The 21,494-nt window shown below is 70.9% G+C and carries 25 protein-coding genes; 10 read left to right on the forward strand and 15 right to left on the reverse strand.

Translation table 11 applies throughout. From position 1 onward, the window contains the following. Nucleotides 1-74: 74 nt before the first annotated feature. The 3 genes from AB0H21_RS35595 to AB0H21_RS35605 form a co-directional block, all read right to left on the reverse strand. A complete protein-coding gene (locus AB0H21_RS35595; protein ID WP_358525704.1) occupies nt 75-344 on the reverse strand; it encodes a GlsB/YeaQ/YmgE family stress response membrane protein in 270 nt (89 codons plus the stop codon). A 191-nt stretch (nt 345-535) separates the two neighbouring features. After that, nucleotides 536-1,036, reverse strand: coding sequence for a 2-C-methyl-D-erythritol 2,4-cyclodiphosphate synthase (gene ispF, locus AB0H21_RS35600; RefSeq protein WP_358525706.1), 501 nt, complete (start codon nt 1,034-1,036; stop codon nt 536-538). Between the two features lie 17 nt (nt 1,037-1,053). After that, a complete protein-coding gene (locus AB0H21_RS35605; RefSeq protein ID WP_114028347.1) occupies nt 1,054-1,536 on the reverse strand; it encodes a CarD family transcriptional regulator in 483 nt (160 codons plus the stop codon). 263 nt (nt 1,537-1,799) lie between these two features. Here AB0H21_RS35605 and AB0H21_RS35610 point away from each other — a divergent pair, with 263 nt between their 5' ends. After that, nucleotides 1,800-2,441, forward strand: coding sequence for a copper chaperone PCu(A)C (locus tag AB0H21_RS35610; RefSeq protein ID WP_358525708.1), 642 nt, complete (start codon nt 1,800-1,802; stop codon nt 2,439-2,441). Between the two features lie 105 nt (nt 2,442-2,546). Here the strand turns inward: AB0H21_RS35610 and AB0H21_RS35615 are convergent, their stop codons facing one another. Continuing rightward, nucleotides 2,547-3,236: a response regulator transcription factor gene (locus AB0H21_RS35615; RefSeq protein WP_358525710.1), complete on the reverse strand. Its 690-nt coding sequence runs from the start codon at nt 3,234-3,236 to the stop codon at nt 2,547-2,549. Further along, nucleotides 3,233-4,348 (reverse strand): ATP-binding protein, encoded by a 1,116-nt coding sequence (locus tag AB0H21_RS35620; RefSeq protein ID WP_358525834.1) that lies wholly within the window; start codon nt 4,346-4,348, stop codon nt 3,233-3,235. The genes AB0H21_RS35615 and AB0H21_RS35620 overlap by 4 nt, the downstream gene beginning before the upstream one ends. Before the next feature lie 175 nt (nt 4,349-4,523). On the opposite strand from AB0H21_RS35620, the gene phoU reads away from it, so the two are divergent. Beyond that, the gene (gene phoU / locus AB0H21_RS35625) at nt 4,524-5,183 is read left to right on the forward strand and encodes a phosphate signaling complex protein PhoU (RefSeq protein WP_358525712.1); all 660 of its coding nucleotides are present in this window, start codon (nt 4,524-4,526) and stop codon (nt 5,181-5,183) included. 87 nt (nt 5,184-5,270) lie between these two features. Here the strand turns inward: phoU and AB0H21_RS35630 are convergent, their stop codons facing one another. The 3 genes from AB0H21_RS35630 to mshA all read right to left on the reverse strand — a co-directional run bounded on the left by AB0H21_RS35630 (nt 5,271) and on the right by mshA (nt 8,003). Continuing rightward, nucleotides 5,271-6,014, reverse strand: a complete 744-nt coding sequence (locus AB0H21_RS35630; RefSeq protein ID WP_358525714.1) for a phosphoglyceromutase — start codon at nt 6,012-6,014, stop codon at nt 5,271-5,273. A gap of 72 nt (nt 6,015-6,086) precedes the next feature. Beyond that, complete coding sequence (locus AB0H21_RS35635; RefSeq protein WP_358525716.1) at nt 6,087-6,617, reverse strand: YbjN domain-containing protein; 531 nt, start codon at nt 6,615-6,617, stop codon at nt 6,087-6,089. Nucleotides 6,618-6,707: 90 nt separating this feature from the next. Continuing rightward, on the reverse strand, nt 6,708-8,003 hold the full coding sequence (gene mshA, locus AB0H21_RS35640) for a D-inositol-3-phosphate glycosyltransferase (protein ID WP_358525717.1): 1,296 nt from the start codon (nt 8,001-8,003) through the stop codon (nt 6,708-6,710). A gap of 280 nt (nt 8,004-8,283) precedes the next feature. Here mshA and AB0H21_RS35645 point away from each other — a divergent pair, with 280 nt between their 5' ends. Both AB0H21_RS35645 and AB0H21_RS35650 read left to right on the forward strand, forming a co-directional pair. Further along, complete coding sequence (locus AB0H21_RS35645; protein ID WP_358525719.1) at nt 8,284-9,024, forward strand: SDR family NAD(P)-dependent oxidoreductase; 741 nt, start codon at nt 8,284-8,286, stop codon at nt 9,022-9,024. Nucleotides 9,025-9,034: 10 nt separating this feature from the next. Then, a complete protein-coding gene (locus tag AB0H21_RS35650) occupies nt 9,035-9,856 on the forward strand; it encodes a class I SAM-dependent methyltransferase (RefSeq protein ID WP_358525721.1) in 822 nt (273 codons plus the stop codon). Here AB0H21_RS35650 and AB0H21_RS35655 read toward each other — a convergent pair. The 7 genes from AB0H21_RS35655 to AB0H21_RS35685 all read right to left on the reverse strand — a co-directional run bounded on the left by AB0H21_RS35655 (nt 9,853) and on the right by AB0H21_RS35685 (nt 16,582). Then, the gene (locus tag AB0H21_RS35655; protein ID WP_358525722.1) at nt 9,853-9,984 is read right to left on the reverse strand and encodes a hypothetical protein; all 132 of its coding nucleotides are present in this window, start codon (nt 9,982-9,984) and stop codon (nt 9,853-9,855) included. The genes AB0H21_RS35650 and AB0H21_RS35655 overlap by 4 nt on opposite strands. 102 nt (nt 9,985-10,086) lie before the next feature. Next, a complete protein-coding gene (locus AB0H21_RS35660; RefSeq protein WP_358525724.1) occupies nt 10,087-11,397 on the reverse strand; it encodes an alpha-glucosidase/alpha-galactosidase in 1,311 nt (436 codons plus the stop codon). Continuing rightward, entirely contained in the window at nt 11,394-12,380 is a 987-nt protein-coding gene (locus AB0H21_RS35665; RefSeq protein WP_358525726.1) for a carbohydrate kinase family protein, read from the reverse strand. The genes AB0H21_RS35660 and AB0H21_RS35665 overlap by 4 nt, the downstream gene beginning before the upstream one ends. 41 nt (nt 12,381-12,421) lie before the next feature. Further along, the gene (locus AB0H21_RS35670; protein WP_358525727.1) at nt 12,422-13,315 is read right to left on the reverse strand and encodes a carbohydrate ABC transporter permease; all 894 of its coding nucleotides are present in this window, start codon (nt 13,313-13,315) and stop codon (nt 12,422-12,424) included. After that, on the reverse strand, nt 13,312-14,283 hold the full coding sequence (locus tag AB0H21_RS35675) for a sugar ABC transporter permease (protein ID WP_358525729.1): 972 nt from the start codon (nt 14,281-14,283) through the stop codon (nt 13,312-13,314). The genes AB0H21_RS35670 and AB0H21_RS35675 overlap by 4 nt, the downstream gene beginning before the upstream one ends. An 18-nt stretch (nt 14,284-14,301) precedes the next feature. Further along, nucleotides 14,302-15,624 (reverse strand): ABC transporter substrate-binding protein, encoded by a 1,323-nt coding sequence (locus tag AB0H21_RS35680; protein ID WP_358525731.1) that lies wholly within the window; start codon nt 15,622-15,624, stop codon nt 14,302-14,304. 142 nt (nt 15,625-15,766) lie between these two features. Continuing rightward, nucleotides 15,767-16,582: an endo alpha-1,4 polygalactosaminidase gene (locus AB0H21_RS35685; RefSeq protein ID WP_358525732.1), complete on the reverse strand. Its 816-nt coding sequence runs from the start codon at nt 16,580-16,582 to the stop codon at nt 15,767-15,769. A gap of 413 nt (nt 16,583-16,995) precedes the next feature. Here AB0H21_RS35685 and AB0H21_RS35690 point away from each other — a divergent pair, with 413 nt between their 5' ends. The 6 genes from AB0H21_RS35690 to AB0H21_RS35715 all read left to right on the forward strand — a co-directional run bounded on the left by AB0H21_RS35690 (nt 16,996) and on the right by AB0H21_RS35715 (nt 21,494). Beyond that, nucleotides 16,996-17,880: a sugar isomerase gene (locus tag AB0H21_RS35690; RefSeq protein WP_358525734.1), complete on the forward strand. Its 885-nt coding sequence runs from the start codon at nt 16,996-16,998 to the stop codon at nt 17,878-17,880. 15 nt (nt 17,881-17,895) lie between these two features. Beyond that, nucleotides 17,896-18,777 carry a PfkB family carbohydrate kinase gene (locus AB0H21_RS35695; RefSeq protein WP_358525736.1) on the forward strand — a complete coding sequence of 294 codons (882 nt, stop codon included), beginning with the start codon at nt 17,896-17,898 and terminating at the stop codon, nt 18,775-18,777. After that, entirely contained in the window at nt 18,765-19,613 is an 849-nt protein-coding gene (locus tag AB0H21_RS35700) for a class II fructose-bisphosphate aldolase (RefSeq protein ID WP_358525738.1), read from the forward strand. The genes AB0H21_RS35695 and AB0H21_RS35700 overlap by 13 nt, the downstream gene beginning before the upstream one ends. Before the next feature lie 25 nt (nt 19,614-19,638). Then, nucleotides 19,639-19,995 carry a BlaI/MecI/CopY family transcriptional regulator gene (locus AB0H21_RS35705; protein WP_358525740.1) on the forward strand — a complete coding sequence of 119 codons (357 nt, stop codon included), beginning with the start codon at nt 19,639-19,641 and terminating at the stop codon, nt 19,993-19,995. Further along, on the forward strand, nt 19,992-20,918 hold the full coding sequence (locus AB0H21_RS35710) for a M56 family metallopeptidase (RefSeq protein ID WP_358525741.1): 927 nt from the start codon (nt 19,992-19,994) through the stop codon (nt 20,916-20,918). Before AB0H21_RS35705 ends, AB0H21_RS35710 begins: the two co-directional genes overlap by 4 nt. Nucleotides 20,919-21,011: 93 nt before the next feature. Further along, entirely contained in the window at nt 21,012-21,494 is a 483-nt protein-coding gene (locus AB0H21_RS35715; protein WP_358525743.1) for a helix-turn-helix transcriptional regulator, read from the forward strand.

Below are 21,494 nucleotides of genomic sequence, written 5' to 3' on the forward strand. Positions count from 1 at the left end.
TCAGGCCGCTGCCGCTACCGGGTCGCCGCCGCCATCATGGGGGCGTCGAAGGGTCACGGTGGGCTCCGCCGAGGTCAGGCCCTCGTGCGACCGCGGATTCCGGCGACCAAGCCGACACCGATGACGGCGAGGACCACCTGCAGGACGAGTTCGATCCAGTCGATGCCCGGGGTCGTGGCGACGCCGAGAACCTGGGCGATGGCCGTACCGACCAGGGCGGCGACGATGCCGACGATGATCGTGAGAAGCCACCCGATGGGCTGACGGCCCGGCAGGACGAGACGGCCGAGGGCACCGATGATCGCGCCGATGACGATCGCGCCGAGAATGGTCTGGATGGTCATATTGGGCCTCCATTTGAGGGTCACGCCTTCACGCTGACAGGACGGCTACCCTCAGGCGGACGACTAATCATAAAGAGGGAAAAGTGCCTGGTCACGGGCATGAAAGGGAGGACGACGCCCCGCGCCGCGCCGGTCAGCGGGACGCCGTCCTCCGGTTTCGCGAGCAGTGGGACCCACTTGGGATCCCGCTACTAAGACGTGCGCGAGGCCCGATCGGTTGGCGCGGACGGCGGGTCGGCCGGGAAGACGAGCGCGGTGGCGATGGCCGCCACGCCCTCGCCCCGCCCGGTGAGGCCGAGCCCGTCGGTCGTGGTGGCGCTGACGCTCACCGGCGCGGCGACGGCCGTACCGAGGACCTTCTCGGCCTCGGCGCGGCGCGGCGCGAGCTTGGGACGGTTGCCGATGATCTGCACGGCGATGTTGCCGACCTCGAAACCGGCCGCACGGACGTGCCGCGCGGCCTCTTCGAGGAGAGTGACGCCCGAGGCGCCGGCCCATCGGGGGTCGGACGTGCCGAAAAGCCCTCCGATGTCGCCGAGGCCCGCGGCCGACAGCAGGGCGTCGCAGCACGCGTGCGCGGCGGCGTCGCCGTCGGAGTGGCCCGCGAGCCCGGTCTCGCCTGGCCAGTGGAGACCGGCCAGGTGGAGATCACGGCCCGATGCGAACGGGTGGACGTCGACCCCGACGCCCACCCGTGGATGTGTGGTTTTCAGGAGTTGAGAACCTCGTCGAGTAGAGCCTCGGCCTTGTCCTCGTTGGTCTTCTCGGCCAGAGCGAGCTCGCTGACCAGAATCTGCCTGGCCTTGGCGAGCATGCGCTTCTCACCCGCGGACAAGCCGCGCTCCTTGTCGCGCCGCCAGAGATCGCGCACCACTTCGGCCACCTTGTTGACGTCGCCGGACGCCAGCTTTTCGAGGTTGGCCTTGTAGCGGCGGGACCAGTTGGTGGGCTCTTCCGTGTGCGGCATGCGCAGAACATCGAAGACACGCTCTAGGCCTTCCTGGCCTACAACGTCACGCACACCAACGAGTTCGGCGTTTTCCGCCGGCACCTGAACGGTAAGGTCGCCCTTGTCGACCTTCAGCACCAGATAGGTTCTGTCCTCGCCCTTAATCGTGCGGGTTGTGATGGCTTCGATTCGAGCAGCCCCGTGGTGGGGGTAGACGACAGTGTCGCCGACCTGGAAAGTCATGTGACAAGTACCCCTTCCGCTGTCCTCCAGGATACCACGCGCCAGTCCCCTCCCGGAACAGTGAAATCAACATAACTGCAGGTCAAAGCCTCGATTTGGGACTTGACAAGTGGTGGACTCCATGAATCCCGAACTCTTACATGCGCAATGACCTGCGGCTGAGGGGGCGCTCCGGCGATCACCGGCCCGGCTCCGTAAGGGGTGCAGGGCACGGATAAGGTTGCCGTTGGCCCTACTCATGTGTATCAAGGAGAGCTCGAACTGTGACCAGCACCAGCCGCCGCAGGGTGATCATCGCCTCCGCGCTGCTCGCAGCCGGCCCGGCGCTGGCCGCGTGCGGAGCGGGAAGCGACGCCAACACCAGCAACGCGTACGCGCCGACCGAGGCCAACGTGCTGATCGACGGCACCGAATCGGCCAAGACCTATGGCCGCAACGGCATCAAGGTCGCCCAGGCGTTCGCCCTCGGCCCCGACTCCGGGCAGCAGATCGCGCCGGGCGGCTCCGTCCCGCTGTACCTCTCGATGGTGAACTACGGCACCTACTCCGACACCCTGGAGGGCGTGGCCGTCAACGACCGCAGCGCCACCTCGGTCAAGTCGGGCGGCCCGATCACGCTGCCCCCGGGGCAGCTCGTCAACACCGGCAGGCCGGCCTCCCAGGTGGTCCTGGAAGGCACTCAGAAGCCCCTGCGCGGCGGCGAGAGCCTCTCCCTGACCCTCCGGTTCACCAACGCCGGAGACATCGCCATGACGATCCCCGTGATCACCCGCAGCCGCGAGTTCGCGAGCCTCTCCCCCGCGCCCAGCCCGTCGCCGTCGCCCACCGCCTCGGCCGTCCCGTCGGGCGTCCCGTCGACGTCCGAAAGCGCCACCCCGGACGCGAGCCCCGCCGCGAACGGCTAGACCGCACACGAATAGGCCCGGGGCGCCACAGGCGCGCACCGGGCCTCGTCGGCTTCGGAGAGTCGGCTCGGACAGTCGGCTCGAAGGAACGGCTCGAAGGGGCGCTCAGGCCTCGGCGGGGTCGAACTTGTAGCCGAGCCCGCGGACGGTGAGGATGCACCGGGGGTTGGACGGGTCCGCCTCGATCTTGGCGCGCAGCCGCTTGACGTGGACGTCCAGCGTCTTGGTGTCGCCCACGTAGTCGGCGCCCCACACGCGGTCGATGAGCTGCCCCCGCGTGAGCACACGGCCCGCGTTGCGCAGCAGGACCTCCAGCAGCTCGAACTCCTTCAGCGGAAGCTGCACCTGCCGCCCGCGGACCGCGACGATGTGCCTGTCGACGTCCATGCGCACCGGCCCGGCGGTGAGGACGGCCGGCTCGATCTCCTCGACGTCGCCCTGCCGGCGCAGCACCGCGCGGATACGGGCCACCAGCTCGCGCGACGAGAACGGCTTGGTGACGTAGTCGTCGGCGCCGAGTTCGAGGCCGACGACCTTGTCGATCTCGCTGTCCTTGGCGGTCAGCATGATCACCGGCACCTTGGACCGCTGGCGCAGCGACCGGCAGACCTCCGTGCCGGGCAGACCGGGAAGCATCAGGTCGAGCAGGACGAGATCGGCTCCGTTGCGGTCGAAGGTGTCGAGCGCCTCGGGGCCGGTGGCCGCGACCGCGACCTCGAAGCCTTCCTTGCGAAGCATGTAGGACAGAGCGTCGGAGAACGACTCCTCGTCCTCGACGACGAGCACGCGGGTCACTTCGCGGCCTCCAGAGGGGTTGATGTGGTGCTGGGTACGGCTATCGCCGTGCCGCCGAAGGCCGGCAGACGAAGGGTGAAGGTGGAGCCGGAGCCTTCCTTGCTCCAGACCGTCACCTCGCCGCCGTGGGCGACGGCGACGTGCTTGACGATCGCGAGGCCCAAGCCGGTGCCGCCGGTGGCCCGCGAGCGGGCGGCGTCGACGCGGAAGAACCTCTCGAAGATGCGCTCCAGGGAGCTTTCGGGGATGCCGATGCCCTGGTCGCTGACGCTGACCTCGACGACCTCGCCGGCCGGCCGGGCGCTGACCACGACGCGCGTGCTCTCGGGGCTGTAGGCGACGGCGTTGTCGATCAGGTTGCGCAGCGCGGTGACGAGCAACTCGTCGTCGCCCCACACGCGCAGGCCCTCGGTGCCGCCCGCGACCAGGACGATCTCCTTGGCGGCGGCCTTGGTGTTGCAGCGGTCGATGGCCTCGTGGACGACCTCGTCGACGGGCACGCAGCCGGGCGTGGGGATCGGCTCCCCGCCCTGGATGCGCGACAGGGTGATCAGGTCCTGGACGAGGTAGGTGAGGCGCGCGGCCTCGTGCTGCATGCGACCGGCGAAGCGGGTGACCGCGACGGGGTCCTCGGCGGCGTCCTGGATGGTCTCGGCGAGCAGGCTGAGCGCCCCGACGGGCGTCTTGAGCTCGTGGCTGACGTTGGCGACGAAGTCGCGGCGCACGGCCTCGACGCGGCGGCGCTCGGTCTGGTCCTCGGCGAGGACGAGGACCTGGCCGTGGCTGCCGAGGGGGGCGACGCGGACGGCGAAGGTGGTCGCCTCCATGCCGAACTTGTGGCCCGCGACCTCGAACTCGCTCTCGCGGATCTCGCCGTCCCTGCGCACCTGGCGGGCCAGGGCGAGCAGCTCGGCTGCCATGAGGTGGTCGCCTTTGACCAGGCCGAACGCGCGGGCGGCCGAGCTGGCGCGCAGCACGCGGTCGTCGCGGTCGAGGACGACGGCGGAGGAGGGGAGCACGGCGAGAACGGACGCCACCCCCTGCGGCAAGGTGGAGTCAGAATTCTCAGGGATGTCGGTGCGACGTCTGTCCCGAGGGCGCACCGCCACCATTACGATCGCCCCGACAACAAACCCCGCCAGTGCGGCCAGGCTCGTCACGATCTCACTCACGCCTCCCAGAGTAGGCGGCTCTCTCCGCCGGTCAGTCCCCCCGAGGTGCCTGTTTCCGGCAGAGTTCACCTGACGGACGTGGTTCGTTCACGAACGCGCGCGTAGCGTGATCCGCATGCGCGATGCCTTCCACGATGAACTCAACGCCCTGAACGACCGGTTGATGCAGATGACCAACCTGGTCCGCTCCGCCATTTCCCGGGCGACGACCGCGCTGCTGGACGCCGACCTTCAGCTCGCCGAGAGCGTGATCTCCCAGGACGCCGAGGTCAACCGGCTGTACGCGGAGATCGAGACGTCCATCTACGAGCTGATGGCGACGCAGCAGCCCGTAGCCGTGGACCTGCGCACGGCGATCACCGCGCTGCGCATGGGCGCCGACCTGGAACGCATGGGCGACCTCGCCGAGCACGTGGCCAAGATCGCGCGGATGCGCCACCCCGTCTCGGCCATCCCGGTCGAGGTCCGCGACACGATCGTGGAGATGGGTCAGATCGCCGAGCGCCTGGTCACCAAGACCGGAAGCTGCATCGCCACGCGGGACGTCGACCTCGCCAAGGAGCTGGAGGACGACGACGACGCGATGGACCGGCTGCACCGCCGGCTGTTCCGCGTGTTGCTGTCGAAGGACTGGCCGCACGGCATCGAGCCCGCCGTGGACATCACGCTCATCGGCCGCTATTACGAGCGGTACGCCGACCACGCCGTCCGGGTCGCCCGCGACGTGGTCTACCTGGTGACCGGCAGCCGCGAGCCGGACGACTCGGCGTCCTGAGCCTTCAGGAAACATCCGGAAAGATCCGGAATCGAGGAAGCCCCGGACCGGGAGTCCGGGGCTTCCTCATGTCCATGAACCCGTGGGTTACCTGCCCTGGTTGGCGACGGCCTCGATCGCGGCCTCGGCGGCCTCCGGGTCGAGGTACTCGCCGCCGGCCTTCACCGGCTTGAAGGCGGAGTCGAGCTCGTAGCGCAGGGGGATGCCGGTCGGGATGTTCAGCTTGGCGATCTCGGCGTCGCCGATGCCGTCCAGGTGCTTGACCAGCGCGCGCAGCGAGTTGCCGTGGGCCACCACCAGGACGGTGCGGCCGGCGGCGAGGTCGGGGACGATCGAGTCGTACCAGTACGGCAGCATGCGCTGGACGACGTCCTTGAGGCATTCGGTCCGGGGCAGCAGTTCGGGCGGCAGCAGGTCGTACCGGGGGTCGCCCGCCTGGGAGAACTCGTCGTCGTCCGCCAGCGGGGGCGGCGGCACGTCGTACGAGCGGCGCCACAGCGTGAACTGCTCGTCGCCGAACTCCTCGCGGGTCTGCGCCTTGTTCTTGCCCTGGAGGGCGCCGTAGTGGCGCTCGTTGAGCCTCCAGGACCGGAAGACGGGGAGCCACAACAGGCCGGCCGCGCCCAGGGCGTGGTTGGCGGTCTGGATCGCGCGGGTGAGGACGGAGGTGTGCACCACGTCGGGCCGCACGCCGGCCTCCGTCAGGAGCCTGCCGCCGCGCCGGGCCTCCTCCTCGCCCGTGGGCGAGAGGGTGACGTCGACCCATCCGGTGAACAGGCCCTTCGCGTTCCACTCACTCTCGCCGTGCCGCAATAGCACCAAAGTAGCCATGCGCCCAAGCTTAGGGTCTGCGGCGCGGGGCCCGCAGCGCGCGGACACCAGGTGAGACGGCGCCCGCGGACCTCAGCCTTCGCGGGGGGACGGAGCCTCCGGCGAGGCCGTGTCCTCGCGCCTGCCGCGCTCGACGATGCCCTGGAAGGCCCGCAGGTTGGCCAGCGACTCCCCGCGTTTGACCCGCCAGTCCCACTCGCGGCGGATCGAGGAGGCGAAGCCCAGTTCCAGGGCGCGGTCGAACCACTCGTCGGCGTAGGTGAGGACGCAGCCGAGCAGGCGGTCGATCTCGTCCTCGCGCACCGACGACAGGGGCACGTGCCCGACGAGGTGGACGTCCCCGACGCCGTCCAGGGCGAAGTGGACGCCGTACATCGACCCGTTCTTGGACAGGAGCCACCGGTAGAACTCCAGGTGGTTCTCGTCGGGTTTGCGGCAGAAGAACGCCTCGACGTGCAGGGCCTGGTCGGTCAGGGTGAGCCAGGTCATGGTGGCCAGCTTGTGGTGGCCGGGCAGTTTGACCAGGAAGGCTCCCGGCCGGGGCCGTTCGTAGGTGACCTCGGAGGCCTTCAGGGCCGCCTCGACGACCGCCTCGTGATCCATGGCAGTGCTCACTTCCCGTTCACTCCCGGCTCACTCCGCTCCGTACCCGGCGACACCCGGCGATACCTGACGAGTTCTTGTGTACCAGGTCTATCGGGCGGTGATCAGCAGACCTCCGTGATGGCCTCCGGTGCGCCCGCGGGCGAGGGCCGCCGCGTACACCTCCATCAGCCGCGCGGCGGTGGCCGACCAGCCGAAGCCGGTGGCGTGCTCGCGGGCCCCCGCGGCCATCGCGTCGCGCCAGGTGGGCCGGTCGACGAAGCGGCGCAGGGCGGCGGCCCAGGCGTGCGGCTCGTGCCCGTCCACGAGCAGGCCGGACACGCCGTTCCGGACGGCCGTGAGCAGCCCGCCCACGGCGGCCGCGGCCACCGGCGTGCCGCAGGCCTGGGACTCCAGGGCGACCAGGCCGAACGACTCGTTGTAGGACGGGACGACGGTGACGTCGGCCGCGCGGTACCAGTCGGCGAGCTCGTCCTGCGGGGCGGGCGGGGCGAGGCGGACGACGTCGGAGATGCCGAGCTCGGCGGCGAGGTCGGTGAGGAAGGACGGACGGGCCAGGCCGTTGCCGCTCGGGCCGCCCACGCAGGCGATGACGAGCCGGGACCGCAGCGAGGGGTCCTCCTCGATCATCCGGGCGGCGGCCCTGAGCAGGACGTCCGGGGCCTTGAGCGGCTGGATGCGCCCGACGAAGAGCATGACGTGGGCGTCCTGCGGGAGGCCGAGCCGGTGACGGGCGGCGCCCGTGGAGGCGGGCCGGAACACCTGGAGGTTGACCCCGGGGTTCACCACGGCGACGCGCCCGGCGGGGGCGCCGTAGAGGTCGATCAGTTCGCGGGCCTCGGCGTCGGTGTTGGCGACCAGGCGGTCGGCGACCTCGACGACGTGCTCCTCGCCGACCACGCGGGCCACGGGTTCGGGCCGGTCGCCCTCGGCGAGCAGATAGTTCTTGACCTTCGCCATGGTGTGCATGGTGTGCACCAGCGGGACGCCCCAGCGCTCCTTGGCGAGCCATCCGACCTGGCCCGACAGCCAGTAGTGCGAGTGGATCAGGTCGTAGTGCCCCGGGTCGTACGTCGCCTCGGTGCGCAGCACGCCGTGGAGGAACGCGCACAACTGGCCGGGAAGGTCGCCCTTGTCCAGTTCCTCGTACGGCCCGGCGGTGACGTGGCGCACGGTCACGCCGGGCGTCAGCTCGACGGCCGGGGGAAGGTCCCGGGCGGTCTGGCGGGTGAAGATCTCGACCTCGACGCCGAGGGCGGCGAGCCGTTTGGCGACCTCGACGATGTACACGTTCATGCCGCCGGCGTCGCCGGTGCCCGGCTGGTCCAGCGGGGACGTGTGCATGCTGATCGTCGCGATCCGGTTGATCCGGCGTGCGACCGGCATTCCCGGCACCTGACACCACCTCCAGAGGGGATATAACCGCCGGAAACCACACAAGATTCCCGGCTGCCCGTGCCATGGGGTCCCCGCGACCGTCGCCCGCGCACGCTGGCAGGATGACGGGCGGGCGCCCACGCGCGGGACTCCGGGACGCGTCGCACGCCCAGGAACAGTAGCGGACACTTGCGTACCGAACGGATGACCAAGCCCTGGGCGGCACTGGCCGGGGCGTAACGGTCGAAAGCAAGAACAGAGCACTAAAAGGCCAACATAAGGACGGCGAATGAGCAAGACAGCGGTGGTGACGGGGGCGAGTAGCGGCATCGGCGAGGCGACGGCGCGCAGGCTCGCGGCGGAGGGTTACGACGTCGTGGCCGCCGCCCGGCGCCGCGACCGCCTGGACAAGCTCGCCACGGAGGTGCCCTCGATCCGCCCGGTCACACTGGACGTCACCTCCGACGAGTCCGTGGCGGAGCTCGCGGCCTCACTGGACCGGTGCGACGTGCTGATCAACAACGCGGGCGGCGCGATCGGCCTGGAGACCGTGGCCGAGGGCCTTGCGGACGACTGGCAGCGCATGTACGAGGTCAACGTGCTCGGCTCGCTGCGGATGACCCAGGCGCTGCTGCCGAAGCTGATCGAGTCCGGCGACGGCGTACTGCTGATGCTGACCTCGGTGGCCGGGCTGGTCTCCTACGAGGGCGGCGGCGGCTACTGCGCGGCCAAGCACGCCCAGACGTCCATGACCGAGACGCTGCGCCTGGAGCTGGTCGGCGAGCCGGTGCGGATCATCGAGGTCGCCCCCGGCATGGTGTACACGGAGGAGTTCTCGCTCACCCGCTTCCGGGGCGACGCCGAGCGCGCCGAGAAGGTGTACGAGGGCGTGCCGGACCCGCTGACCGCCGACGACGTCGCCGACGCCATCGCCTGGTGCGTCACCCGGCCCGCGCACGTCAACGTCGACCGGCTGGTGATCCGCCCGCGTGCCCAGGCGGCGCAGCACAAGGTGCACCGGGTCTCGTGACCCGCGCCCGATGAGCGGGGGCGGTGAGACGCGGGCGCGGCGGCCTGTCGGCGAGATCACCCGGGGCACGACCGGCCACAACCGGCTGCGGCGGTCCGACCGCTGGGTCGCCGAGGTCTACCGCCCGCTGCTGGTGTCCGCCGACCGGCCGCTGGTGGTGGACCTCGGGTACGGGGCCTCGCCGGTGACCACGTCCGAGATGTTCGCCCGGCTGCGCCGCGTCCGCCCGGACGTCGAGGTGGTGGGCGTCGAGATCGACCCGGTGCGCGTCGCGGCGGCCAAGCCGCACGAGCGGCGGGGGCTGACGTTCGTCCGGGGCGGTTTCGAGCTGCCGGTGGGCGGGCGGCCGCTGATCGTGCGTGCCTTCAACGTGCTGCGGCAGTACGGCGAGGCGCAGGCGTGGGAGGCGTGGGACCTGCTGCGCTCACGCCTGGCCCCCGGCGGGGTGGTCGTCGAGGGCACATGCTCGGAGATAGGCCACCGCGCGGCCTGGGTCGCCCTGGACGCGCGGGGGCCGCGCACGCTCACGCTGTCCACGCGCCTTTCGGGGTTCGAGCGGCCGTCCGACCTCGCCGAGCGGCTGCCGAAGACGCTGATCCACCGCAACGTGCCCGGCGAGCGGGTGCACGCCTTCCTGCGCGACTTCGACCACGCCTGGAGCGTGGCGGCGCCCTACGGGGCGTACGGCCTGCGTCCGCGGTGGATCGCGTCGGTGGAGCGGCTGGCCGTGCGCTGGCCCGTGGCGACGGCTCCCCCGCTCGGCGGCCGGCGGCGCTGGCGGCTCGGCGAGCTGACGATCCCGTGGCAGGCGCTGGCGCCGGACCGGCCCTAGGCGGTGGCCCTGAGTTCCTCGTCGAAGACGGCGTACGCCGACGCGCCGAACAGGACGAACCGGGCCTCGACCACGCGGGTGGAGGCACCGCGCACCGCCGACAGGGCGATACGGGCGGCGTCGACCATTGGCCGGCGGTAGACGCCCGTGGAGACCGCCGGAAAGGCGGCGGTCTCCGCGCCGAGCTCGTCGGCGACTGGCGGGGTGGTGGAACGGCGGCCCCGAAACCCTCAGGTGCCGAGGAGGGCGCGCAGGGAGGGTTGGAGGCGGTCGGCGTGGGCGCGGACCATGTCGTCGCACAGGGCCCAGATGCGTTCGACCGGCAGGGTCGCGGCGGTCGCGGGGTCGGCCATGGCGGCGTGGCGGATGTGGCGGGGATCGTCTTCGAGCGCGGCGCGTACGACGAGGTCGTTCATGCTGAGGTAGGCGCGGTTGAGCGCGGCCAGTTGCGGGGGCAGCGCGCCGACGTGGGTGGGCTGGACGCCGAGGGCGTCGACGAGGCAGGGCACCTCGACCACGCCGTGCGCGGGCAGGTTGTCGATCAGGCCGTGGTTGGGGACGTTGCCATAGACGGTGCGCGGGGTGCCGGTGACGACGCTGTGGATGATCTGCGGGGCGTACTCCAGGGTGCCCTCGACGTCGAGCGGGGCTCCGGCGGCGAGGGCGTCGCGGGTCTTCTCGTACTCGCGCACGTTCTCCTCGACGATGTCGAGATAGGCCCCGACGGGCAGGCGCAGCCGCTCGACCTCGCCATCGTGGTGCAGGTACCAGGGCACGTACTCGGAGGAGTGCTCGCTGGTCTCGGTCGGGTAGTAGCCCAGGCGGCGGTACATGTCCACGCGGACCCGGCGGCGCAGCTGCTCGTCCTCGGCGATCAGGGCGTCGAGACGCGGGTACATGTCGGCGCCGTCGTGCTCGAAGCGCAGCACCCATGCCTGGTGGTTGACCCCCGCCGCGCGGTAGGTGACCTCCTCGTACGGCACCTGGAGAAGGTCGGAGAGACCGCGCATGGTCCAGTACACCGAGTGGCACAGGCCCACGACGCGCGTCAGGCCGGTGGCCTGCGTGAGGTACTGGACGTTCATCGCCATGGGGTTGGTGTAGTTGAGCAGCCACGCCTCGGGGCAGACGGCGGCGATGTCCTCTCCCAGCGCCTTGAGCAGCGGGAAGGTGCGCAGCGCGCGGAAGATGCCTCCGATGCCGAGGGTGTCGCCGATCGTCTGGCGCAGGCCGTGGCGGGCGGGGACGTCGAAGTCCACACGGGTCGCCTCCACCATGCCGACCTGCACGATGTTGATCACGAAGTCGGCGTCGGCGAGCGATTCACGCCTGTCGGTATGGGCGGTGACGCGCGGGCTCGCCCCGAGGCGGGCGGCGATGTGGCGGGCGGCGGCCTCGGCCGTGGCGAGCCGTTCGGGGTCGATGTCGTGCAGCGAGATGTGGGCGTTCTTCAACTCGGGGAAGGCGAAGAGATCCGCGAGCAGACCTTGGGTGAAGACGACGCTCCCGGCGCCGATGAACGTGATCTTTGGGGTGGTCATCTGCGGTTCTCTCCGTTGCGGGTGATGTGGGCGGCGGCCTCGTCCCAGGTGGGCTGGGCCGTTGTGCCGCCGTGGGCGCGGGTCGACAGGGCACCGCAGACGGCGGCGAACTCCAGGGCGCCTTCGACCGGCATCCCGTTGAGGGTCGCGGCGACGAAGCCGGCGTCGAAGCTGTCGCCGGCGCCGACGGTGTCGGCGGGTGTCACGACGATGCCGGCGGTGGTGACGAGAGTGCGGCCGTCGTGGCAGAGAGCGCCGTCGGCGCCGTTCTTGACGGCCACCAGCGGCCCGCGCGCGGCCAGGGCGGCCGCGGCCGTCTCCAGCGACCCGGCCGGCTCGGCGCCCGCCCGCGGGGAAAGGGCGGCACCTGCGGCGAGGTGGCGCGCCTCGTGGGCGTTCGGCAGCAGGATGCCGGTTTCCGCGAAGACCGCGGCGAGACCGGCGGGGTCCCATCGGCCGGTGGGATCGTCGTTGGTGTCGAGGGAGGTCGTGGCGCCGTGGGCGCGCGCGGTGCGGAAGAGGCCGGGCAGGGCGCCGGCGAGCTCGGGCATCAGGAAGTACGAGGCGGCGTGTACGTGCCGGCTGCCGGTGAGCAGCCGCTCGGGGACGTCCTCGGCGGTGGTGGCCGCGAGCGTGCCGGGGGCGGTCAGGATCGCGCGGTCGCCCTCGCGCGTGATCACCACGGTGAGCGGGGTCGGCAGTCCCGGGTCCATGCGCAGGGCGGCGGTGTCGACACCGCGCGCGGCCAGGGTGTCGCGTACGTAGCGGCCGGCGTCGTCGTCGCCCACCAGCCCGGCGAAGGCGACCCGGAGGCCGAGGCGCGCCGCGCCGCAGGCCATGATCGCCCCGGATCCGCCGAGGGTGAGCACGCCGGTGCCGACGAGCTGTTCGCGCTGGTCGAAGGCGAGGGGAGCATCCAGCGGGCCGAGGATCACGTCGGGGTTGGCATCCCCGATGACAAGCAGGTCGAAGGTGGGCGGCATCCCGTTTCCTCTGGATCGTCGTGTAAGGGGCCGGGCCGGGGTCAGCCCTTGAGGCCGCTGGAGGTGATGGACTGGATGAACGACTTCTGCGCGCCGAGGAAGGCGAGCAGCACCGGCACCACCGTGATCACATTGCCCGCCATGACGGCGGCCCACTTCGTGTGGTGCCTGCCCTGGAAGGTCGCCAGTCCCAGCTGGAGGGTGTACTGGGTGTCGTGGTTGATGGCGATCAGCGGCCAGGTCAGGTCGTTCCAGGTGGCCAGGAACGTCAGGACCGCGACCGTGCTCAGCGCGGGGCGTGACAGCGGCAACACCACGCGGACCAGCACCCGCAGCCGCGAGCAGCCGTCGATCCAGGCGGCCTCCTCCAGCTCCCTCGGCAGGGAGAGGAAGAACTGCCGCAACAGGAAGACGGCGAACGGCGTGACCAGCGAGGGGATGATCAGCGCGCCCAGCGTGTCGATCAGCCCGAGGCGCTTCATGACCAGGAACGTCGGAATCATGGTGAGCTGGAAGGGGATCACCATCGTGGCCAGGATCAGCACCAGGAGCACACGAGAGCCAGCGAACCGCATACGGGCGAACGCGTAGCCTCCGAGCGCGCCGAACACCAGGTTGGCCACGACGGCGGTGACCGAGACGATCAGCGAGTTGGCGAACCATCGGGGGAACCCCGCGTTGCTCAGCACGTACTGGTATCCGCCGAGGTCGATGCCGGAAGGCCAGAGCGCGGGAGGGAAACGGTTGATCTCCGCGTCGCTCATGACGGAGCTGAGCAGCAACCAGATCAGCGGAATCGCGAATGCCAGCGCGAGCGGGGCGAGAAGGAGGTGCCAGGCGCTGAACGGCAGCCTGACGCCGCCCCGCCGGGGCCCGGGGGCCGGCGCCGTCCGGCGGTGAGTGCGGCGCTCGGACACGCCTGCCGTCGTGATCAAGATGTCGCTCCTTCGATGCGGCGGCGCTCACGGCCGCGGACCACCCGCAGGCCGACGCCGATCACGAGCAGGGCCAGCGCCAGCACGTAGGCCGCCGCGGCACCGTATCCGGCGGAGAAGTTCTTGAACGCCTGCTCCCAGATGAAGTAGACGATCACGGTGGTGGCGCCGAGCGGCCCTCCCTTGGTCGTCACGTACACCAGATCGAAGACCTGCAGGGCGTTGATGGTCTGCCACAGCACCAGGAACACGCTGACCGGCGCGAGTGTGGGCAGGGTGATGTGGCGCAGCAGGCGCACCCGGCCGGCCCCGTCGAGCCGCGCCGCCTCGATCAGGGACGGCGACACGTCCTGCAGGGCCGCGAGGTACACGACCACGCAGAAACCCGTGCCGCTCCACAAAGTGATTCCCACCAGGACGAGCAGGGCCTGGGCTGGGTCGGTGAGAAACCCCTGGGGGGAGACGCCGAGGGCGTGCAGCACCGAGTTGGCCGCGCCGAACTCCGGGTCGAGGATGAACGAGAACAACGTGCCCTGAGCCGTCGGCGAGATGACGAACGGCACGAAGATCAATGTCCGGTACAACCCGACCAGCTTGACAGGCCGGTTCAGCACGAGGGCGAGCGCCAGCCCGAGGCCCATGCTGAGCGGGACGTACATCGCGGTGTACAGCAGGGTGTTGCGCACGGCCTGGCCGAAGTTCGGATCCTCGGCCAGGGCCCGGTAGTTGTCCAGCCCGACCCAGACGCTCGGCGTGACCAGGTCGTCGGCCTGGAAGGACAGCAGCAGCGACCACACCACGGGCACGACGCTGAGCCCGATGATGATCAGGACGGCGGGAGAGATGAACGCCCAGGCGGTCGTGGCCTCCTGGCGGCGCCGGGTGTACCAGGGCCCGGTCGACCGGCGCGGGATGGACCGTTCCTTGGCACCGTCGGCGATGGTGATCGGCGTGGGCAGACTAGGCATGGGGGCTCCTCGGCATGCTCAGCGCGGGATGCGCAGGGCGGTGTTGGCCTTGCCCACGCAGTCACGCAGAGCCTCCGCGGGGGTGCTCTTGCCGAGGAGCACGGCGACGATGGCCTGGGCGAGCGCGCTGGAGATCTGCGGGTAGCCGGGGTGGTTGGGCCGCACGCGCGCCGTCTCCAGTGTCTTGGTGAACACCGCCAGCCCTTCGGTGCCTGCGGTCTTCTCGCGCCAGGCGGGCAGGTTCTCGGTCCGCTTGCTCAGCGGCAGGCTGCCCGCGTCCACGTCCCACCGCACGTCCTGCTCGGGCTGCGTCAGCCAGGTCAGGAAGGTGCCGGCCGCGCGTACCCGCGCCTCGCCGTTGTCGAACACCGTCCAGGTGTCGGGCCCCGAGATCGTGATCGGCCGACCGCTGAAGCTCGGCAGCGGCACCACGTGATAGTCGATCTTGGCGTCGGCGATGTCCGGGAGCTCCCAGGGACCGGTGACGACCATCGCCATCCGGCCGGAGAGGAACACCTGGTACATCTGCTCGCCGGCCGGCTTGGGGTCGATGTAGACGCTCTTGTCGTGGGCGAGCGTCTGCACCACTCCCAGTGCCCGCTCACCCGTGGCCGCGAACCCGACCTCGCGTCCGTCCGCGGTGACCACGTCGCCGCCGAGGTCCCAGATCAGCGGCCACAGCCGCCACACCGTGTCCTCGTCGCCCGCCCCCGGCCAGCCGGTGCCGAAGATGCCGCCGCCCGCGTTAGTCAGCCGCTTGGCCGTGTCCGTGAACTCCTGCCACGTCCAGCCCGCCTTGGGCAGCGGGACTCCGGCCGCGCGGAACAGCTTCTTGTTGCATACCACGGCGAGCGAGTCGAGCAGGGCGGGAACCGCCTTGACCCGGCCCTTGACGGTGACGGCCTCCCGCGCGGGCGCCCAGTAGTCCGTCCATGGCGTGGGACCGGAGTTCACCAGGTCGGTCAGGTCCACCACCTGGGGACTGCGTGCCACATTGGCGAGGTCCGACCCGAAGATGTAGGCGATGTCGGGGTAGGAGCCGGCGGCGAGCGCGGCCGTGACCTTCTGCAGCATCGCGTCGGCGATCACTCCCCCGCTCGTGTCGATCCGGATGCCGGGATGGGTGCGCTCGAAGTCCTTCACCAGCCGTTCGATGGCCTTGCGGCCGGTATCGGCCTGCCCGTGCCAGAGCTCGATCGTGACCGGTCCGCCCGCGTCGACGCCGGCGTCGGAGGCGCACCCGGACAGCGACGCGCCGGCGAGCGCGGCGAGCGCGAGTGCTCCGCCGCGCAGGACGCCGCGCCGCGAAGGAAGTGAGGCGTTGGGATGGACTGCACCCATCTTTACTCCAAGAACAGATAAGACACGGAGAGCCGGTTCCGGCTCGGCGGGTGGCGATGCCGTGGCCGGTGAGTGTGGCACGCCACCCGCCATCGCCGGCGCGGTCAGGGCCGTCCGGAGGGCGGCCCTGACCGGCAGGTGCTCAGCAGGTACGGCGGACGTAACCGCCACTGCCGATGGGAGAGACGTCCAAGTCGCGGCGGACGATGCTCAGCGTGGAGCCCCACCCGGAGCAGGCCCTCGACAGGCCCGTCGCGTTGTACTCGATCACGATGACGTTGTTGCCGAACGCCGAGGTGTAGTCACCGCACTCCTTGTAGTAGCCGCACTCCTCGGCGACCGCGAAGTCGAGGCCGTTCGCCACGCGTGAGCCGGCCAGTTCCACGGTGTTCTTCTGGGCTATCGCCAGGCCCTGGCCATGTGCGTGCGCGGAGAGCAGTTTGATGTACGCCTGGGCGTTCGCCGTCGTCAGCAGATTCTTGGAACGGCTGTAGCTGTCGTAGTTGTCGGGCTCCACCGCCTGGAACCCCTTGCTCTTGCAGCCGTCGATCCAGCCGTTCACCTTGGCGGCGATCCGCTGCCGCTTGGCGTCGGTACGCAGGTCCAGCAGCGCCTCCCCCCATCCCGGGTCGATGACGACGTTGCCGTTGGCGTCGCGCAGGAGCAGGTCGGAGTCCCACGTCCCCTGCTCGCCCGGCTGAACCTGGAAGGCGTTGACGTAGCAGATGTTGTACAGCCCGGCGGCGGGACTGGCCGTGCGGTCGCGGCTGACGACCGTGACTCCGGCGGGCGGGGTGTAGGCGCCGCCGATCTGGTAGTCGAACCCGGCGTGCGCCGGGGGCAGGGTGACGGTGGCCGCCGAGGCGGCGGGGGTCGCGAGCAGGGGGGCGAGGAGCGCCGCCGCGAGGACGGCGGCCGCGTTGAGACATGTGCGGATGCGGATACGACTGGCGATCATTCTCGCGCTCCAGACGGTAATGGGTACGTCCCCGCCTCGGAGCGCGCTGACGTGCGGTCCTGGCGACTCAGGCCGGGCTGATGGCGGGGCCACTTACCGGCTAGGCGTACCTCTGACACCGAAGCTCGTAGTCGGCGTTCCCCGGAGTAAATCGAGCAGAAGTGGTCATGTCAAGAGCCCGAGATTGCACATTAACGCTCGTATTCACGGCTTTGCGGGCTGAAAAAATCATCGGCGGCAGCCCGAGGTGAGACCCGCGCGCCGCCTGATCGTGCGGGCGACGCGGGGGTGGAGGGCGCTGACCAGCGCCGACCTCCGACCAGAAGGATCACGTGCGCGATCCTTGCCGACGACTGAGCATTCTTGTACGTTCAGGGCACAGATCGAGCATGTTTGTGCACAAGGAGCGTGAGATGACGTTCGTATCGGACGAGATCGCCAGCCAGCCGTCCTGCTGGGAGCGGGCGATCGAGCTGGCGGGTGACGTCTCGGGGCTGCCCTCGGCGGGAGAGCGGGTCGCGGTCGTCGGCTGCGGGACGTCCCTGTTCATCGCCCAGGCCTACGCGGGGTTGCGCGAGTCCGCCGGGCTGGGCGAGACCGACGCGTTCGCGGCCTCCGAGTTTCCGCACCGGCGCGCGTACGACCGGGTGGTGGCGATCTGCCGCTCCGGCACCACGACCGAGGTCCTGTCGCTGCTGAAGGCTTGCTCGGCGCCGACCGTCGCACTGACCGGCGATCCGTCCACGCCGATCTCGCAGGTGACGGACGTGCTCGTCGGCCTGGAGTTCGCCGACGAGGTGTCGGTCGTGCAGACGCGGTTCGCGACCACCGCCCTGACCCTGCTGCGCGCCCATCTGGCGCTCGACGAGCCGTCGCTGCTGCCCGCCGATCTGGTCGCCCAGGCCGCCGCGGCCCTGGACGCGCCGCTGCCGTCCGGCGCCGCCGAGCGCGCGCAGTTCACGTTCCTCGGCGCGGGGTGGACCAACGGGCTCGCGAACGAGGCGGCGCTGAAGGTGCGCGAGGCGTCCGGATCGTGGACCGAGTCGTACCCGGCGATGGAGTACCGGCACGGGCCGATCAGCGTGACGGACGAGAACAGCGTCACCTGGTTCTTCGGAGAGCCGCCCGCCGGGCTGGCCGCCGACGTGGAGCGGACCGGAGCAGTCGTCTCCGTATCGGCCCTCGACCCCGTCGCGGACCTGATCCGGGCGCAGCGGCTGGCGGTCGCGCTGGCCGAGCGCAAGGGGCTCAATCCGGACGAGCCTCGCAACCTGACCCGCTCGGTCATCCTGGCCTGATCGGCACCGGCCGGGATGATCCTCACCGTCACGCTCAACCTCGCCCTCGACGTCACCTACGAGGTCCCGGCCCTCACCCGCCACACAACTCACCGGATCCGGGCCGTGCGCTCCCGGGGCGGCGGCAAGGGCGTCAACGTGGCCCGCGTCCTCACGACGCTCGGCCGGCGGGCGCTCGCCACCGGGTTGTGCGGGGGGCCGACCGGCGCGATGGTCTCGCGGGAGCTGGCGGGCGCCGCCGTGCCCCACGACTTCGTCCCGATCGACGGCGACACCCGCCGGGTGGTGACGGTCACCGACACCGACGCCACGGTCTTCTCCGAGCCCGGGCCGGCCGTGACCCCCGGCGAGTGGCACGACTTCCAGGCGCGTTTCGCCGCCCACGCATCCCGGGCCAGGGTCGTCGTCCTGTCGGGCAGCCTTCCCCGAGGGCTGCCGGACGATGCCTACGCCGTACTCACCCGGCTGGCCCGCGAGGCAGGGGCGAAGGTGCTCCTGGACAGCAGCGGACCGGCTCTGCGCTTGGGCTCGGCGGCCCGTCCCGACCTCGTCAAACCGAACGCCGGCGAGCTCGCGGAGGCGGCGCTCGACCCCCGCGCCGTGACCCTGGTCGTCTCACGCGGGCCTGCGGGCATGCTCGCCCGCACCCCCGCGGGGTGCTGGGAGGCCGCGCCGCCGGAGGTCCTGCGCGGCAACCCGACCGGCGCCGGCGACGCGGCGGCGGCCGCCCTGGCCGTGGCGCTCCGCGACGACGTCCCATGGCCCGCCGCCCTGGCCGACGCCGTGGCCCTTTCGGCCTCGGCGGTCGTCACGCCCGTCGCCGGCGAGGTCGACCTGGCCACCTACCACCGACTCAAGCAGCACGTGATCGTGAAGGAAGTCCCATGCCCCTGGTGAGAACCGCCGACCTCGTGACCTTCGGCCGCGGCGTCGCCGCCTTCAACGTGATCACCCTGGAACACGCCGAGGCCATCATCGCGGGCGCGGAAGCAGCCGACACCGCGGTCATCTGCCAGATCAGCGAGAACGCGGTCAAGTTCCACCATGGCCGCCTCGGTCCCATCGCCGCCGCCACCGCCGCGCTCGCCGAGAACTCCTCCGCCCCGGTCGGCCTCCACCTGGACCACGTCACCGACGTCGGCCTGCTCCACCAGGCGGCCGACCACGGCTTCGGCTCGGTCATGTACGACGGCTCCCACCACGACTACGCGGAGAACGTGGCCCGCACCGCCGAGGCCGCCGCCTGGGCGCACGCGCACGGCCTCTGGCTGGAGGCCGAGCTCGGCGAGGTCGGCGGCAAGGACGGCGCTCACGCCCACGGCGCGCGGACCGACCCCGGTGAGGCCACGGCCTTCGTGGCCGCCACCGGCGTGGACGCCCTGGCCGTCGCCGTCGGCAGTTCCCACGCCATGACCGACAGGACCGCCACCCTCGACCACGCGCTCATCTGGGAACTGCGCGCCGCCCTTCCCGTCCCTCTGGTCCTGCACGGCTCCTCCGGCGTCCCCGACGACGAGCTCCGCCAGGCCGTCCTCAGCGGCATGGTGAAGATCAACATCGGCACGGCGCTCAACGTCGCCTTCACCGGCGCCGTCCGCGAATCCCTCCAGGCCCACGTGGACCCGCGCAAGTACCTCGCCCCGGCCCGCGACGCGATGTCCGCCGTGGTGGCCCACCTGCTCAAGGTCATCGCGGCCGGTACGGACGACACACGTAGCCTCTACGCGACGTAGTACTACTCAAGGTAGGCTGAACTGCGTGAAGGGTCTCGGCGAGCTTGAACGCAGCATCATGGACATCCTCTGGGCCCACGAAGGCCCTCTGACCGCCAGAGAGGTCGGCCGTCTCATCGCCGATCGGGATCTCGCCCCGACCACGGTGATGACCGTTCTCGACCGATTGACCCGGAAAAACTTCCTGACCCGCACCCGTGACGGCCGCGCCTGGCGTTACGAACCGGCCGCAAGCCGTGACGCGTACGTCGCGGAGCTTATGCTGGAAGCTCTCGACATGACCGGGGACCGCTCGGCCGCGCTCACGCGCTTCGCCCAGACGGTCTCTGGCTCCGAGGCCGAAATCCTGCGTAAAGCACTCACGGAGCTGGAAGAAGAGTGATCACAGCCGCTGTCCTGACCGCGCTCGCCATCGCGTGCGTTGTCGGTGCGTGGCGACTCACGTCGGCGCGGTGGCCGTGGCGGGCTCCGCGCGCCGCCATCCTGCTGTGGCAGTCCCTCGGCGTCACCTGGGGCCTGGCCACCGTCGGCGCGATGCTCGCGTACGCGCTGGAGCCGTACGGCGCCGGCGTCGTGTACGGCCTGCACGCCTTCGCCGACTCGGCGATCTCGTTCGGCATGGGGTTCGGCCTGCTCCAGCCGTACGACCTTCCCCGCGTCGCCGCCCTCGTGGCCGGCCTGACGCTGCTGGCGGTGCTGATCTCGGTGCTGCTCACGGCCGGGGCGCTGACGCTGCGCGCCCGCAGGCGCCACCGCGTGCTGCTGTCCCTGATCGCCCGTGACGACCCGGGCGTGCCCGGCGTGCGCGTGGTCGACCACCCGCGCGCGGCGGCGTACTGCCTGCCCGGCCTGCGCTCGGAGGTCGTGGTGAGCGTGGGCACGCTGTCGCTGCTGCACCCGGACGAGCTGACCGCCGTGCTGGCCCACGAGGTGGCCCACGCGCGCGAGCGGCACGACCTGGTGCTGCTGCCGTTCACCGCGCTCAACTCGATGCTCCCCTGGCTGCGCGTCGTGCGCGACGCGCACTCCGCGGTCGCCCTGCTGGTCGAGATGGCCGCCGACGACCGCGCCCGCCGCTACTGCTCGCCGCGCCGCCTGGCGACCGCGCTGCTGCGGTTCGGCACGGCGGGGTCCGTCCCCGCGCCGGACGGCGCGCTCGGGGCGGGGGGCGAGCAGGTGATGGCCCGGGTGAACCGCCTGATCAAGCCGGGTGCCGAGCTGCCGAGGCGCTTCCGGTACAGCCTGATCGCGTTCTCGGTCCTGCTGTCGGCCTCCGCCCCGCTCCTCTGGATCTACCCGGGCTGACCCGCCCGCCTTCCGTTCGGCCCGCCGACACGGCGCTTGCTGGTGTTAGCCGATGAGTTTGCAACTGCAAGCAGCATGATGCAGACTGAAGTCATGGAACTACCGAAGGTCGGCTCGATCGGCGAGTACATCCGCGATCAGCGGAAGCAGGCGAAGATCTCCCTGCGCCAGCTCGCCACTCAGGCGGGGGTCTCGAACCCGTACCTGAGCCAGATCGAGCGGGGGCTGCGCAAGCCGAGCGCGGAGATCCTCAACCAGATCGCCAAGGGCCTGCGCATCTCGTCGCAGGCGCTGTACGTGCAGGCGGGGCTCATCGAAGACCGCGAGCCCGACAGCGACGTGCTCGCCGCGATCCGGGCCGACCGCGGCCTCACCGAACGGCAACGTCAGGTGCTGATCGACATCTACGAGTCGTTCCGCAAGGAGAACCGCGCCGAGGCCCCGACCCAGGCCGAGCAGCCCGACGAAGACACTCGGGCAGGGTCGGAGCCTCATGTGGTCGACGCGGTTCCCACGCAGGAGGGTGCGACCTCCTCGCCGAACGGCCGCATTCAACCGGAACCCAAGGAAGGTTAA

The sequence above is a fragment of the Sphaerisporangium sp. NPDC051011 genome (assembly GCF_040653595.1).
GTDB lineage: Bacteria > Actinomycetota > Actinomycetes > Streptosporangiales > Streptosporangiaceae > Sphaerisporangium.